The organism is Anaerolactibacter massiliensis (assembly GCF_900290205.1).
GTDB lineage: Bacteria > Bacillota_I > Bacilli_A > Erysipelotrichales > Erysipelotrichaceae > Bulleidia > Bulleidia intestinalis.
In genome coordinates, this window is sequence record NZ_OLMH01000002.1 from 1,049,362 (window position 1) to 1,062,671 (window position 13,310).

Here is a 13,310-nt window from a genome sequence, read left to right on the forward strand (position 1 = left end):
CTTCCTGATTCCATATAGCAATAGTTGCATATCCAACTATTTGCGTTAACAGCTATAACTATACGGTCCGAAACCGGGAAGATCAAGTGAAATCATCCCGGCAGAATCATAATCAGATCAGGAAATCTGCTTGTGCATGAAAATACATTCAGGCGATTTATTTCCCGCCGGGAAAAGAATCTCCAGGAATGCTTTCATACAGCCCTCCTGCAGTTCTGCTGTCTTGTTTCACAGGAATTTCTTTTCCCGCCGAAAAGAAAAAAGTCTGCCGCAGTGACAGACTTCAGAGAATCTCAGTCGCCGAAGCTGACGCCGATCAGCCTGGTCTCCTTGATGATCTTTGCTTTCGGATCGATGGTCTTGAGCTTGCCGGCAACATCCTTCAGCGGCACTTTGACCATTTCACGGTTCTTGTAGCCGATCATGCAGCCGTATTCCTGCTTCAGCACCAGCATGCCTGCCTCAGCACCAAGCCTTGACGCAAATACCCGGTCATAAGCATCCGGCGTGCCGCCGCGCTGGGTATGTCCCGGAACGGTGACCCGGACTTCACGGCCCGTCTCCTTCGTGATCTGGTCGGCCAGCTCATAGGAAACAGACGGGAACTCATAGTTGCCGAGCTTCTTGCGGTATTCTTTCTTGGAAAGCTTTGCATCGACTTTCGAGATTGCGCCTTCCGCACAGGCGATGATCGTGAATCGCTTGCCGGCCGCATCGCGCTTCTCGATGACATCGACAACGTTCTTCAGATCATACGGGATCTCCGGCAGCAGGATGATGTCAGCACCGCCGGCAATGCCCGCATTGAGCGTCAGCCAGCCGGTCTTATGGCCCATGATCTCCACAATGAAGACACGGCCATGGCTGTTGGCAGTCGTATGAATCTCATCGATGCACCGGGTGGCGATATCGACAGCTGACTGGAAGCCGAAGGTCATATCCGTTCCCCAGAGATCATTATCGATGGTCTTCGGCAGCGTGATGACATTGAGCCCTTCCTCGCTCAGCAGATTCGCCGTCTTCGTAGACCCGTTGCCGCCGAGCACGACCAGGCAGTTCAGCTGAAGCTTGTAATAGGTCTGCTTCATCGCTGCAACCTTATTGTTCCCGTTTTCATCCGGATCATGAATTGTCTTGAACGGAACCCGGGAGGTACCGAGAATCGTTCCGCCTATCGTAAGGATGTTGGAGAAATCCTCTTCGGTCAGCAGCCGGAACCTGCCCCGCATCAGTCCTTTATACCCATCTTCAAATCCATAGAATTCCACAGGTTCTTTGGAATTCAGAGTGACACACTTGAAGACTCCCCGCATCGCTGCATTCAGCGCCTGGCAGTCTCCGCCGCTGGTAAGCATACCTACTCTTAGCATAGTCAGTCTCCTTACGAATCTTGTTCTGCATTTATTTTAGTATCGATCTGCCCATTTAGAAAAGAAGAAGCGGATGCACATCTTCGCAAAGTGCATCCGCATACTCTTCTTCATTCAGATATCCGCATACCAGCATCCGGTGAAGCACCCATTCCTGGCGCTTCTTGGCAGCCTCGTATCCATCTGACAGCTGATAGACCGAAGGTGCATTCGGAATTCCCGCCAGCATCGCTGCTTCGGCCGCAGTCAGATCAGAAGGATCCTTCCGGTAGTAATGCATTGCTGCGTCTTGTATTCCATAACAGCCATCACCGTAATAGTTCATGTCGGCATAGACCGCAAACAGCTCCTGCTTGGAAAAAGACCATTCCAGCCGGTACATTACGAGCACCTCTGCTCCTTTCTGCTGCAGACCTCTCGGTTCCCTCTGGAAATAGAAGTTCTTTGCAATCTGCTGCGAGATCGTGCTGCCGCCTTCGACGATTCTGCCAGCTTCAAGATTATGAAGCATCGCCCGGAAAAAGGACAGCCAGTCAAAGCCATGGCGGATGAAGAATCTCTGATCCTCCGCTGCGATCACTGCATGCACGAAGTCCGGATCAATTTCCTCAAAGGATACTCCCCCTGCCAGCACTTCTTCCGCAAGCGGTTCCGGAGCCTGAATTGTGACTGCTTTCTGATAGAGCTCTGCACTGGCTCGGATACCGATGCCGCCAGCTGCACAGCAGGTCAGAAGCATGAACAGGAAGAAGATCCGGACCTGTTTCTTCATTCGAGATTCAGTCTGCGATCCAGGATCAGCCAGGTAATCGCTCCATAGAGCACAATCTGCAGCAAAGGAACCAGAAGCTCCGCCAGCATTGCCTGTTCATTCAGGATCGAATCCGGCACCAGCGAAAGGCCGATCTCTGAAATGAGCCAGAACACCAGGATCTGAAACCCGATGTACGCAAGGAAGGCACCAAGCAGACGATGGCCGCTCCAGAGATGACCGACAGAAATCGATGCGTAGATCCTGGTGACCAAAGCGGTAACCGTCAGAATACCAAGCACAATCGAGAACAGCAGCGTCTTCTGATCCTCAGGATTCAGATGTACCTGAAACATTGCATTCATCATTTCGCCGATGCCCTGGAATCCGCCAAGCGAAGGATCGAAAACCACGATCAGAACTCCCGAAAGAACAACCACGAGAACTCCGATCAGCCCCCAGATCAGCGCCGTCAGCACTTTGGCAAAGATATGCGTTCCGGTAGACACCGGGATCGTGAACATCAGATATCCCTGGCTGCCAAGCAGGTTCTGGCAGAACCGCTGGATCACCAGCACGACCGTCATCACCATCGCCGCAATCAGCAGCACAGAGTAGATGATCGCGATCGTCAGCGAAACATTCGTATTGCGGCTGGACAGACCAAGCAGAATCGCTGCCACCAGCATCGCTCCATAAACCGGAAACAGAATTCTGCCAATGGAACGGAAATCGTATTTCAGAAGTTTTCCTAGCATGCAAACACCTCCCGGAAATAAGAATCCACGCTTTTTCCGGTTTCTTCCCGGATCTGATCCGTGGTCTTATGAAGCAGAATCTTTCCCTGCTTCAGAAACACCGCTTCGTCAAGAATGCTCTCAACATCCGCAATCAGATGTGTCGAAATGATAATCAGCGCATCCTGCCGGTAATTCGCCAGGATCGTCTTCAGAATATAATCCCGTGCCGCAGGGTCTACCCCGGCAATCGGCTCATCCAGGAAAAACACCTTGGCATTCCTGGAAACTGTGAGAATCAGACGAACCTTCTCCCGATTACCCTTGGACAATTGCTTCAGTCTCTTTTCCGGATCAATCGAAAGATCAAAAAGCAGACCCTCCGCCCTCTGCCGGTCAAAATCATCGAAGAAGTCCTGATAGAACGACAGAGCTTCAGACACTTTCATCCAGTCCTGCAGAAATTCGCGATCCGGCAGATATGCGACGATATTTTTCGTCAGAACTCCCGGCTTTTCTCCGCCGATCAGGATTTCCCCGCTGCTAGGCTGCAGCAGCCGGCATGCAATCTTGATCAGCGTCGTCTTGCCCGAACCATTCGGACCGAGCAGGCCGACGATTCTTCCCTGTTCCAGATTTAGATTCACATGATCCAGCGCAGTAAGGCTTCCATAGCGCTTGGTCAGATCATGGCATTCGAAAATACTCATGAATTCCTTTCCTCCTTTGCGTACGCTTCGCAAGCCAGTAGGATTTCCTCCTGGCTTAAGCCAAGACCCGTCAGTCTTTCAAACAATTCTCCGATATACTTCCTGCCAAGGGTCACCCTCAGGGCAGAAAGCTTCTGCCGATCTTCGGTCACAAATCTGCCGCTGGTCCGCTGACTATGCAGCAGGCCGTCCCGCTCCAGCTCGGCAAAAGCCCGCTGGACCGTATTCGGATTGACTCCGGCTTCCAGAGCCAGATCCCGGACCGAAGGCATTTTCTGGCCAGGGGCATATGTCCCGGCCGCGATCCCGGTCTCCAGCTTCTCGATGATCTGAAGATAGATCGGGCTGTTTCCTTCAAATCTCCATCCCATTGTTTCTCCTTTCTTCAGTCTTATTGTATTAGTGTCTTAATACACTATGAATATAAAGCACTGATATCATTCTGTCAACCAGTTTTCCTAACAAAAAAGTGCCCGGAATGAAGGAACCGGACACCTGCATCAAGCTTTCCCGTTCAGATAGAAAAGCCTGCGGAATTCTTTTTTCGATAGAAGGACAGCAAGGATCGCCATGCCAAGATCTGCAGCCGGACCGCTCCAGAGAATGCCGTCGATTCCGAACTTCGACGGCAGCAGCAATAAGCAGATCGGCAGCAAGATCACCTGTCTCTGCATGCTCATCTTCGGTCTGCCCTGGGCCGAGAAGAACCCCCGACGGAGCTCTGCAGGCCATTCAGCGTGACCAGCGGTCCTCTTCTTCAAACAGCTCCGGATGTCTTCTGCGGTAACAAAGCAGAGACGCAGTAATTTCAAGCTCCCGTTTCTGCTCTGCTTCTTCCAGCAGCCTCAGAGACAGTTTCTGATCTACCAGCTCATGGCGCAGAAAATAATTCACGGCCGGAAGCCTGGATTTCCGGATTGTCTGAAAAAGGCATGTCTCTTTTTCTGTTTCAAGAGCTTCCTGATATTTCTTTCTCATCAGGAAAGGATACCGTTCCTCCTGCTCTGCATAACCAAGCAATGCGGCCAGATGAATGGACGGAGTATGAAATATCTCCTGATCCGATCCGGGACTTACCAGGATCACGAGCTTCTCATCGCCCTCAAACATCTGATCATCCATCGTCCGGACCGAGGAAGGAATCTCTGCATATTCCAGCGCTGTACATGCTGCAAAGGCATGGGCTCCGATCCATTTCACACCATCAGGAACATATAACTTCTGCAGCAGATGCTGATTCCGGAAGGCTCCGCTCTGAATGGATTCAGTTCCCTCGGGAATCCTCGCGATCGCTTCCTCGCGGATTCTTCCCAGGCAGACATGATCGATCATGAAATATCCTTCTGCATCTGCCAGCTTTTCGCATCCTGCAAATACCTGTCTGCCAGCCTCGAACATCCCCGGAATGCATGCCAGCCGAGGATCTTCGCATTGCCTGGCACCGTCACTTCGGTCAGCCCGGTGCACGATTCAAATGCGCGCCAGCCAATTTCAATGCAGGTGGAAGGAATAGAGATCTTCCTCAGAAGAACATGTTCCCGAAATGCATCGGCTGTGATCCGGACGGTTCCTTCAGGAATCCGTGCTTCCCGGAGACTTCTGCGTCCTTTGTACAGAACTTTTCCGAGGAAGCAGAAGTCTTCGTTCCAGCTTGTTTCATTCTCGCTGTAATACTGATCAAATCTTGTTCCGGCAAATGCATTCAGGCCGACCGCCATGATCAAATCCGGGGCATGCACGATCTCCAGGGCAGAACACCACTGAAACGCACCTTCTTCAATCCCTTCGCATCCTTCCGGAATCGTGACAGAGATCAGCGTCGTATCATCCTTGAATGCCCCTTCGCCGATCATCCTGACTCCTTCCGGGATCTTCACATTTGAAGCATCTCCGAGGTAGCGGATCAGCTTGTCTCCTTCGATCCGGAAATCTTTCTCAGAGGTCATGGATCTCATTCTCCTTCAGCACAAGCCGGATGGCCCATGTCGGCACTTCCGGGATCTCATGTCCATGATCGAGAAACACAAACGCCGTCGGATAAGCCGGAGGCATGGCCGGATAGGTTCCGTATCCATCCGTGAAATAGATCAGTCCACGGAAATTGGAGAACGCATGGCTGCGGATCAGCTCATTGACCTTCTCGAACACCGGCCGGAAGTCGGTTCCTCCGAATCCCTTCAGCAACATCATACTCTTCAGATAAGCATCCAGGTCTTCCTGGCTTTTGATGGAGACATCTTCTTCGACTTTCGCTCCGCATTGGAGAATATGGATATTCACGCGGGAGAAGAAACTGTCGGTCTGCTTCAGCATGTTCCAGGTCTTCTGCACGAATTGCTGCACCAGATCTCCGGATACTGATTCCGAGGTATCGATCGCAATCACGATCTCCCGGACTTTCTTCACTTCCTTGTATTCCAGCGGTTCGACCAGCGGCATATTGCCGTAGTGATCCATGCCGTAGATATAGTAGATATAGTCGAACTCATCTTCATTGGTTTCGAGATTCTCGCCCAGCGAAGCAAACTTCTTCAGAAATTCCCGGTAGTCATATGTCTCCCGGTTCAGCTCCTTCAGAGTCTGCTTCAGATTGCCGGCCTGTTCGAGAACTTCATCAGTGAGTTCCTTGCCCTTCAGGAAGGCTTCTGCCTTCGGAGCACGGATTGCATTGACAGCAACACCGCCCAATGCGATTCTGCAGTCTTCGATCTTCTTTCCATCCATGCGTACCCAGGCGGCAGTGCCGATGATGGCAAGATCCATCGCCTTGCGTACGGAGAGCTTGAGATAGGCAGAACCTTCATGCGGATTCAGTTCAGGAATGTAGATCTCACTGATCAGCTCGCCCTTGGACTTTTCCAGGTCGTATTTGCGGAAACCTTTATAGAACTCATTCATATTGATGGTTCTCGTGTTACCGTCTTTGTCATACGTTTTCACAGAAGCATGCTCACCAAGAGAATCGGGACGGTATCTGCAGACGGGGACGCATTGACGATGTTTCCTGCCATCGTTCCTTTTCTGCGGATCTGCGCAGAGGCAACATAATGAGCTGCCTGGGCAACTGCCGGAAGATGCTTCTTCACTTCAGGATCATTCTGAATTGCGTAGAGCTTGGCAAGGGAACCGATATGAAGGCCATCGCCTTCGACGAATTCCACTTTGTCCAGGCCCTGGATGCCCTTCAGATCCACTACCCGCTTCAGCCCCTTGAGGGCTTTTGCCTGCACGAGAAAAATGACATCCGTGCCGCCTGCCATGACGCGCACATCGTCACATGCATTCAGCGCAGCTGCTTCCGGAAGGCTCTTTGCAAGTACGTAATCGAACTCGGGTAAAGCCATCAATGAACTCGTCCTTCTTTTTGATCATCAGTAACATACGCGCTATGTTGTATTCATACCTTAGCAGAACCCCAGAAGAAAAACCGGTAGCCCAGGATACCGGTAGATCATATTTTCACACAAAAAAAGCTCTGGAATCTCCAGAGCAGAAATCATTTATTCTGAATACGTCTTCAGCAGCCAGCGGAATTCATGCGGCTTCATGGCAACTGCCTTCGCATCAGTCTCTTCACCAGTCAGAAGATCAGTATAGACCTCAGGTTCATTGAGCCATGCTGTCTGATCATTTTCAGAGAAGTTGAACAATGCCAGCAGCTTCTCGCCTTTGCAATATCTGCCAAGTGCAAGAATCGAATCATTGTATGGTTCCAGCACCCACGTATCCGCATGCGCATCAAAGACGATATGAGACTGCCGCAGCTCGATCAGCTTCATGAGCCGTTGAAACAGCATGCCTTGCCTGGTCGCCGGATCCTTGCGCATTGCGGCAAGATCCCAGTCGAACTTTCCGCGGTGCAGATAGCGGGAATCATCTTTCTTCAGCGGATCTTCATGGTAGCTGTAATCATTCAGCTGACCGATCTCATCACCAGAATACAGCACCGGAATGCCGCTCTGGGTCAGCAGGAATGCATGCAGCATCACATCGAGATCGATCGAAGCACGCAGCTTGAAGTCATTCTTCTCATAAACCGCTGCTTCCGTTCCGCACAGCGAAGCCGTCGTTCCGCACAGTCTTGCGTCTTTCAGCCGCGGATCGTCGTTATACAGCTCGCCTCTGGAATCAGATCCCCAGTATCTGCCAGTCAGGAACGCATTCAGATATTTCTTGTGCGCAGCCTGCTCGATGCCGAACTGCGCCAGGAAGTCATAATCGAGACCCCAGCCGATATCATCATGGCAGCGGAGATAATTCAGGAATGTATCCTGCTTCGGCAGGGCGCAGACGGTTTCCATCTGGCGTCTCAGAAGTCTGACATCTCTGGTTGCGACCGTATTCCAGGTACTCGCCATCGTCGTCACGTTATACAGCATCTGGCATTCCGGCTTCTCAGCAGTTCCGAAATACGGGACGACCTTGTCCGGCTCCATGACCACTTCGCCAAGCAGCAGTGTGCCCGGGGCAGCGATGTCGGCTGCCATGTGCATGATCCGTACCAGCGTATGAACCTGCGGCAGATTGCGGCAGGTGGTTCCCAGCGTCTTCCAGATATAAGGCACTGCATCCAGACGGACAATGTCCACGCCCTGATTGCAGAGATACAGCATGTTCTCGCACATATCATTGAAGACCGTCGGATTGCGGTAATTGAGATCCCACTGATACGGATAGAACGTTGTCATGACGACTTTGTTCGCTTCCGGACACCAGCTGAAATTGCCAGGAGCAGTCGTCGGGAATACCTGCGGAACCGTCTTCTCGAATTCATTCGGAATCGTCCAGTCATCAAAGAAGAAATAGCGGTCCTGGTATTCTTTCTCGCCAGCCTTAGCCCGCTTTGCCCATTCATGATCTTCGCTCGTATGGTTCATGACGAAGTCCAGGCATACGGAAATATCATGTTTATGGCAGGAATCCGACAGATGCGCAAGATCATTCATCGTGCCGAGCTCCGGTTCCACCTTCCGGAAATCAGAAACCGCATAGCCGCCGTCGCTGCGTCCTTTCGGCGTTTCCAAGAGCGGCATCAGATGCAGATAATTTACATGGCATTCCCGGATATAATCCAGATGTTTTTCCACCCCGGAAATCGTTCCGGCAAAGCAGTCGGTATACAGCACCATGCCGAGCATAGAGCCCTGCTTATACCAGTCGCCTGCCTTGGTGCGTTTCTGATCCCATTTCTGCAGCTTCTTCGGCCGCTGGCTGTAGCAGCGATAAAGCATCGTCAGAAAGTAATCAAACGCATGTTCATCATGATAGAGCTCATTGTATAGCCATTGCATCTCTTCATACGAAACGGCAAGACGCTTCGTGAATTCCTTGTCCCATTCCGGTCTTGTTTTCATGTACCTTCCCCCTCAGTGAACTGCTGCGATCAGTGCTCTGACTTCTGCTTCCGAAGGCATCACCGCCAGAGCGCCTTTGCGGGTGGTTACGATGGAAGCGGCGGCATTGGCAAACGTCAGAATCGAACGGAGCTTCTCTTCGTTCAGAGCCTCCATTCCTTCCCTGAGAATACCATGGAGCACGCATGCCCCGAACGTATCTCCTGCCCCTGTCGTCTCAATCGTATTCGGCTGCAGAAAGGCAGGAACTTCTACCATCAGGCTTCCCTTGTAAGCCCGGCTTCCATCCGGTCCCATCGATAAGGTGATCAGAGGAATATGATAGGTCTTCTGAAGCAGTTCAATGCCTTCATCAAAGTCTTCTTTTCCGGTGAACCAGCGGATCTCATTATCAGAGATCTTCAGGATATCGCAATGATGCAGACCATAGTCAAACGCAGCTTTGGCATCTTCTTCGTGATGCCAGAGCGGCAGTCTCAGATTCGGGTCAAATGAACGCAGGCACCCGCTTTCTTCTGCCGTCGCAATCGCCAGTTTCGTTGCGGACAGCACCGGCTCATCCGTCATCGACAGCGTTCCGAAATGGAAGATCTTCGCATTGCGGATCAGATCGAGGTTCACTTCTTCCGGCTTCAGATTCATATCTGCGCCAGGATTCCGGTAGAACGAGAAATCGCGGTCTCCGTTCGGCAGCTTATGAACCAGGGAGAGTGTCGTATGCACTTCAGGATCGAATACCAGGCCGCTGCCGTCAATGCCTGCTTTCGTGATCGCTTCTGACAGCTGGGTGCCGAAGCCGTCTTTTCCTACTTTCCCGATGAATGAAACCGAATGCCCGAGCTTTGCCAGCATCGCCAGCACATTGCAGGGTGCGCCGCCCGGGTTTGCTTCAAACATCGGATTGCCCTGTTCCGAAGTACCGTTCTGAATGAAATCGATGAGCAGCTCTCCAAGAGCCGTCACATCCAGCTGATTCTTTCCCATGGTCAGTTCCTCTTTTCTTAAGCGTTTTCATTATATCGTGACTGAAGCGTCAGTTGATACTCTGTTTCTTCAAACCTCATAAAAATACCGCAGAATCAGAGAGACAGAAAAAAGCCCTGGGAGGAGTGCACCGCATTTCATCGATGCTCTCCGGCCAGGACCATCCGAAAGAGATTACTCGAAATGGAATTCTCCGCTTTTTCCGCCGGTCTTTTCAACCAGATGGACATCCGAGATCACCATGCGCTTGTCGATGGCCTTGCACATGTCATACACCGTCAGCAAAGCTACGCTGACGCCGGTCAATGCTTCCATCTCCACCCCGGTCTTGCCATCGGTACGGACCGTGCAGAAGGCAGTGATCTCATGCGTCTTCTCATCTGCCTCAAACGTCACCGAAGCATGGGTCAGGTTCAGCAGATGGCACATCGGAATCAGCTCGCTGGTGCGCTTGACCGCCTGGATGCCGGCTACCATCGCAACGGTATAGACATCTCCTTTCACGACCTTCTTTCCTTCGATGGCATCGAATACTTCCGCTGAGACCTGGATCGTGCCTCGGGCAGTTGCTTCACGATGCGTGATCTCTTTTTCTGAGACATCCACCATGCGAGCATTGCCGTGTTCATCAAAATGCGTGAATTCCATTGTTGTCCTCCCTAGAGTCTTTCCTCAGCCATCCTGTCAAGAGAATCCATCGTAACTGATTCATCAGCGAACTTTGGGATCCTTCAGATACAGCATCCGCTTCATGTCAAACTGCAGATAGTCCGGCATACCCTTCTCCTGAAGAATCGGCCAGTCTTTACGCTGGACCAGCCAGGTGATCACGTCCTCGCGCTCATAATTCTTCCGGTTCTCTGGCGGAATATAGAAGTTCTTCTCAAACGGAAGGCTGCTTTCATCTGCACCCTTTGCATCGATGCAGTTTTCTTTTCTTTCCCCGTAGATCGGAATGAAGTCATGAGCCCGGAAGCCAAGATAGGAGAAGTCCTCCGGGAGCAAGTCATCGCTGTGCAGCGTGATGCCCCAGCTCTCTGCCTTCACGGTATGATCATCCACTCGGACTGCGGAAGACAGATTCTTGCAGCCGGTCAGGACGGCAGCTGCCTTCGTGCGCGGATCCGCAAATACTGCCTTCGCAGTACCATGCACTTCGATGCTGCCATGATCCAGGATCAAGAGATCCTCCGAGAAGCGGTATACTTCATCGCGGTTATGCGATACAAGCACTGCAATGCCAGTATACTCCTTCAGGAGATCCAGCGTCTCCTGCTGCACACGGTCGCGCAGATACGCATCCAGTGCCGAAAATGGTTCATCCAGCAGGATCACATCCGGCGAATAGGCCATGATCCTTGCTAAAGCCGTACGCTGCTGCTGGCCTCCGGACAGCTGGTCAGGAAAATGCTTTTCGAGCCCCTTCAGCGCAAACTTCTCAATCATCTCCTGCACTCTGGCATTCTGTTCCTCTTTATTCATGCCATGCAGACCGGAACGGATATTCTGTTCCACGGTCATGTTCGGAAAGAGTGCATAGTTCTGGAACAGATAGCCGACATGGCGCTGCTGCGGCTTCAGGTTGATGTGCTTCTCAGAGTCAAAGAGCACTCTGCCATTCAGGACGATTCTGCCTTCATCCGGAGTCACAATGCCGGCGATGCATCTGAGGGTCATGGACTTGCCGCAGCCGGATGCTCCGAGAATGCCGATATGGCCTGCATCGGACGCAAAATGCATATTGAGGCAGAACCCCCCGAAATCCTTGCGGATGTCTGCTTCCAGTCTCATGATTTCCTCGCTTTCCTCCGTTCCCGGTCTTCGAGCATGTTCACAGAAATCAGCACGACAGCCGAGATCGCGATATTCACGAGCACCCAGGTCACCGCTCCGGCTTCATCATTCGTCCGCCAAAGCTGATATACCGTCGTCGCAATGGTTGCGGTCTTTCCCGGCGTATACCCGATGAGCATGCTGGTGGCGCCGTATTCGCCTAGTGCTCTTGCAAAGGCAAGCACGGCTCCGGCCAGAATCCCCTGCCGGCAGGATGCCATCTGGATATGCCAGAAGATATACGTATTAGACAGGCCGAGCGTTCTTCCGGCATAGGTCAGATTGCGGTCATAGCTTTCAAACGCCCCGCGGGCTGTCCGGTACATGAGCGGAAAGGACACCAGGGCTGCAGCAAGAACACCGCCCGGCCAGTTCATGACAAATGAGAGATCAAACTGAGCCAGAAACATGCCGATTGGTCTTCTTGCCCCGAATACCCGCAGCAGCAGCCAGCCGCATACGGTCGGCGGAAGGACCAGAGGCAGGGTCAGCACGACATCGAGAATGCCCTTCAGCACCTTCGGAAGTCTGGCGGTTTCATAGGCCAGGAAGATGCCGAGGAAAAACACGATGACACTGCTGATTGCCGCAATCCTGAGCGAATTCCATAACGGGAACCAGTCCATGTCCCCTCCTTTCCGAAAATCAGCATTACTCAGCCGTTACAGCAGAGAAGCCGACACTCTCGAAGACCTTCATTGCTTCATCTGTCTGCAGATAGTCGAGGAACTTCTTTGCACCATCCGGATTCTTGCCCGTCTTCAGAACTGCTGCCGGATAGATGACCTGTCCGCACATTTCAGGAGTTGCAGAATCAACTGAGGTCAGGCCAGCAGAATATGCATCGGTCTCATAGATGACGCCGCAGTCCACGGAAGCTTCGGAGATCTGGGTAGTGACTTCCTTGACGTTGGTGCCGTAAGTGATCCTGCCCTCATTGGCAAGCGTGGTTTCATCAAGACCATAATAAGCCAGAATCTTCTGCGTGTACTGTCCGACCGGAACATCGCTGTTGCCCATCGCCATCAGCACATCGCCATTCTTCAGAAGATCAGCCAGCTGATCGAAGCTTTCAATGCCCTTCGGGTTTCCTTCCGGTACGGCCAGCGTGACTTTGTTTTCCAGCAGATTGATTCTCGTATCCGGATCGACGAAATCAAGGCCTTCGGTATTCACATCAGAAGAAGCAGTGATATCAAGCTGATTCATCTGCTTCTGACCAGCCGAGATGAATAAGTCGCAGTCAGCCCCTTCCTGAATCTGCGTCTTCAAGGTTCCGGAAGAGTCGAAGTTGAAGGTCATGGTAACACCCGGATTCTCTGCTTCATACGTTTCCTTGATCTGGTTCAGCGTCTCGGTCATCGAAGCTGCTGCGAAGACAATGACCTCGGAATGTTCAGCAGCGGAAGCAGTCGTTTCCGCTGCTTCGGATGCTGCTGCAGATGCGGCGGCAGTGGAAGCTGCAGCAGTCGCTGCAGAAGAGCTGCTGCTTCCGCAGCCAGCCAGAGCAAGTGCGATTGCTGAGGTGAGTGCAATGAGTCGTTTCATAGGTTTACTTCTTATCCTCCTGT

16 protein-coding genes are annotated in these 13,310 nt (G+C 52.0%); all 16 read right to left on the reverse strand.

The window, feature by feature from the left end; genetic code table 11:
- Positions 1-293 precede the first annotated feature (293 nt).
- The 16 genes from C7E00_RS08520 to modA all read right to left on the reverse strand — a co-directional run bounded on the left by C7E00_RS08520 (position 294) and on the right by modA (position 13,287).
- Entirely contained in the window at positions 294-1,370 is a 1,077-nt protein-coding gene (locus tag C7E00_RS08520; protein WP_105303886.1) for a 6-phosphofructokinase, read from the reverse strand.
- A gap of 55 nt (positions 1,371-1,425) precedes the next feature.
- The gene (locus C7E00_RS08525) at positions 1,426-2,142 is read right to left on the reverse strand and encodes a biosynthetic peptidoglycan transglycosylase (RefSeq protein ID WP_105303887.1); all 717 of its coding nucleotides are present in this window, start codon (positions 2,140-2,142) and stop codon (positions 1,426-1,428) included.
- Positions 2,139-2,879, reverse strand: a complete 741-nt coding sequence (locus C7E00_RS08530; protein WP_105303888.1) for a hypothetical protein — start codon at positions 2,877-2,879, stop codon at positions 2,139-2,141. Before C7E00_RS08530 ends, C7E00_RS08525 begins: the two co-directional genes overlap by 4 nt.
- The gene (locus tag C7E00_RS08535) at positions 2,873-3,568 is read right to left on the reverse strand and encodes an ABC transporter ATP-binding protein (protein ID WP_105303889.1); all 696 of its coding nucleotides are present in this window, start codon (positions 3,566-3,568) and stop codon (positions 2,873-2,875) included. Before C7E00_RS08535 ends, C7E00_RS08530 begins: the two co-directional genes overlap by 7 nt.
- A complete protein-coding gene (locus tag C7E00_RS08540) occupies positions 3,565-3,939 on the reverse strand; it encodes a GntR family transcriptional regulator (protein ID WP_105303890.1) in 375 nt (124 codons plus the stop codon). Before C7E00_RS08540 ends, C7E00_RS08535 begins: the two co-directional genes overlap by 4 nt.
- A gap of 129 nt (positions 3,940-4,068) precedes the next feature.
- Positions 4,069-4,248: a hypothetical protein gene (locus C7E00_RS08545; protein ID WP_105303891.1), complete on the reverse strand. Its 180-nt coding sequence runs from the start codon at positions 4,246-4,248 to the stop codon at positions 4,069-4,071.
- Between the two features lie 52 nt (positions 4,249-4,300).
- Positions 4,301-4,900, reverse strand: coding sequence for a leucine-rich repeat protein (locus C7E00_RS08550; RefSeq protein ID WP_167836534.1), 600 nt, complete (start codon positions 4,898-4,900; stop codon positions 4,301-4,303).
- On the reverse strand, positions 4,897-5,514 hold the full coding sequence (locus tag C7E00_RS08555) for a leucine-rich repeat domain-containing protein (RefSeq protein ID WP_167836535.1): 618 nt from the start codon (positions 5,512-5,514) through the stop codon (positions 4,897-4,899). The genes C7E00_RS08550 and C7E00_RS08555 overlap by 4 nt, the downstream gene beginning before the upstream one ends.
- Positions 5,504-6,508, reverse strand: a complete 1,005-nt coding sequence (locus C7E00_RS08560) for a VWA-like domain-containing protein (protein WP_204378595.1) — start codon at positions 6,506-6,508, stop codon at positions 5,504-5,506. The genes C7E00_RS08555 and C7E00_RS08560 overlap by 11 nt, the downstream gene beginning before the upstream one ends.
- Complete coding sequence (locus C7E00_RS08565) at positions 6,505-6,912, reverse strand: FAD binding domain-containing protein (protein WP_105303895.1); 408 nt, start codon at positions 6,910-6,912, stop codon at positions 6,505-6,507. Before C7E00_RS08565 ends, C7E00_RS08560 begins: the two co-directional genes overlap by 4 nt.
- A gap of 156 nt (positions 6,913-7,068) precedes the next feature.
- Positions 7,069-8,922: an alpha-amylase family glycosyl hydrolase gene (locus C7E00_RS08570; RefSeq protein WP_105303896.1), complete on the reverse strand. Its 1,854-nt coding sequence runs from the start codon at positions 8,920-8,922 to the stop codon at positions 7,069-7,071.
- Between the two features lie 12 nt (positions 8,923-8,934).
- Positions 8,935-9,906, reverse strand: a complete 972-nt coding sequence (locus tag C7E00_RS08575) for a carbohydrate kinase family protein (protein WP_105303897.1) — start codon at positions 9,904-9,906, stop codon at positions 8,935-8,937.
- 174 nt (positions 9,907-10,080) lie between these two features.
- Entirely contained in the window at positions 10,081-10,554 is a 474-nt protein-coding gene (gene moaC, locus C7E00_RS08580) for a cyclic pyranopterin monophosphate synthase MoaC (protein ID WP_105303898.1), read from the reverse strand.
- 63 nt (positions 10,555-10,617) lie between these two features.
- The gene (locus C7E00_RS08585; RefSeq protein WP_105303899.1) at positions 10,618-11,697 is read right to left on the reverse strand and encodes a sulfate/molybdate ABC transporter ATP-binding protein; all 1,080 of its coding nucleotides are present in this window, start codon (positions 11,695-11,697) and stop codon (positions 10,618-10,620) included.
- Positions 11,694-12,365, reverse strand: coding sequence for a molybdate ABC transporter permease subunit (gene modB, locus C7E00_RS08590; RefSeq protein WP_105303900.1), 672 nt, complete (start codon positions 12,363-12,365; stop codon positions 11,694-11,696). Before modB ends, C7E00_RS08585 begins: the two co-directional genes overlap by 4 nt.
- A 25-nt stretch (positions 12,366-12,390) precedes the next feature.
- Positions 12,391-13,287, reverse strand: coding sequence for a molybdate ABC transporter substrate-binding protein (gene modA, locus C7E00_RS08595; RefSeq protein ID WP_105303901.1), 897 nt, complete (start codon positions 13,285-13,287; stop codon positions 12,391-12,393).
- Positions 13,288-13,310 lie beyond the last annotated feature (23 nt).

Excerpts from the sequence above, each read along its gene's own strand:
- modA (WP_105303901.1), bottom strand. The coding sequence starts at position 13,287 with ATGAAACGACTCATTGCACTCACCTCAGCAATCGCACTTGCTCTGGCT.
- modB (WP_105303900.1), bottom strand. The coding sequence starts at position 12,365 with ATGGACTGGTTCCCGTTATGGAATTCGCTCAGGATTGCGGCAATCAGC.
- C7E00_RS08585 (WP_105303899.1), bottom strand. The coding sequence starts at position 11,697 with ATGAGACTGGAAGCAGACATCCGCAAGGATTTCGGGGGGTTCTGCCTC.
- C7E00_RS08565 (WP_105303895.1), bottom strand. The coding sequence starts at position 6,912 with ATGGCTTTACCCGAGTTCGATTACGTACTTGCAAAGAGCCTTCCGGAA.
- C7E00_RS08520 (WP_105303886.1), bottom strand. The coding sequence starts at position 1,370 with ATGCTAAGAGTAGGTATGCTTACCAGCGGCGGAGACTGCCAGGCGCTG.
- C7E00_RS08550 (WP_167836534.1), bottom strand. The coding sequence starts at position 4,900 with ATGATCGATCATGTCTGCCTGGGAAGAATCCGCGAGGAAGCGATCGCG.
- moaC (WP_105303898.1), bottom strand. The coding sequence starts at position 10,554 with ATGGAATTCACGCATTTTGATGAACACGGCAATGCTCGCATGGTGGAT.
- C7E00_RS08540 (WP_105303890.1), bottom strand. The coding sequence starts at position 3,939 with ATGGGATGGAGATTTGAAGGAAACAGCCCGATCTATCTTCAGATCATC.
- C7E00_RS08525 (WP_105303887.1), bottom strand. The coding sequence starts at position 2,142 with ATGAAGAAACAGGTCCGGATCTTCTTCCTGTTCATGCTTCTGACCTGC.
- C7E00_RS08545 (WP_105303891.1), bottom strand. The coding sequence starts at position 4,248 with ATGAGCATGCAGAGACAGGTGATCTTGCTGCCGATCTGCTTATTGCTG.
- C7E00_RS08535 (WP_105303889.1), bottom strand. The coding sequence starts at position 3,568 with ATGAGTATTTTCGAATGCCATGATCTGACCAAGCGCTATGGAAGCCTT.
- C7E00_RS08555 (WP_167836535.1), bottom strand. The coding sequence starts at position 5,514 with ATGACCTCTGAGAAAGATTTCCGGATCGAAGGAGACAAGCTGATCCGC.
- C7E00_RS08570 (WP_105303896.1), bottom strand. The coding sequence starts at position 8,922 with ATGAAAACAAGACCGGAATGGGACAAGGAATTCACGAAGCGTCTTGCC.
- C7E00_RS08530 (WP_105303888.1), bottom strand. The coding sequence starts at position 2,879 with ATGCTAGGAAAACTTCTGAAATACGATTTCCGTTCCATTGGCAGAATT.
- C7E00_RS08575 (WP_105303897.1), bottom strand. The coding sequence starts at position 9,906 with ATGGGAAAGAATCAGCTGGATGTGACGGCTCTTGGAGAGCTGCTCATC.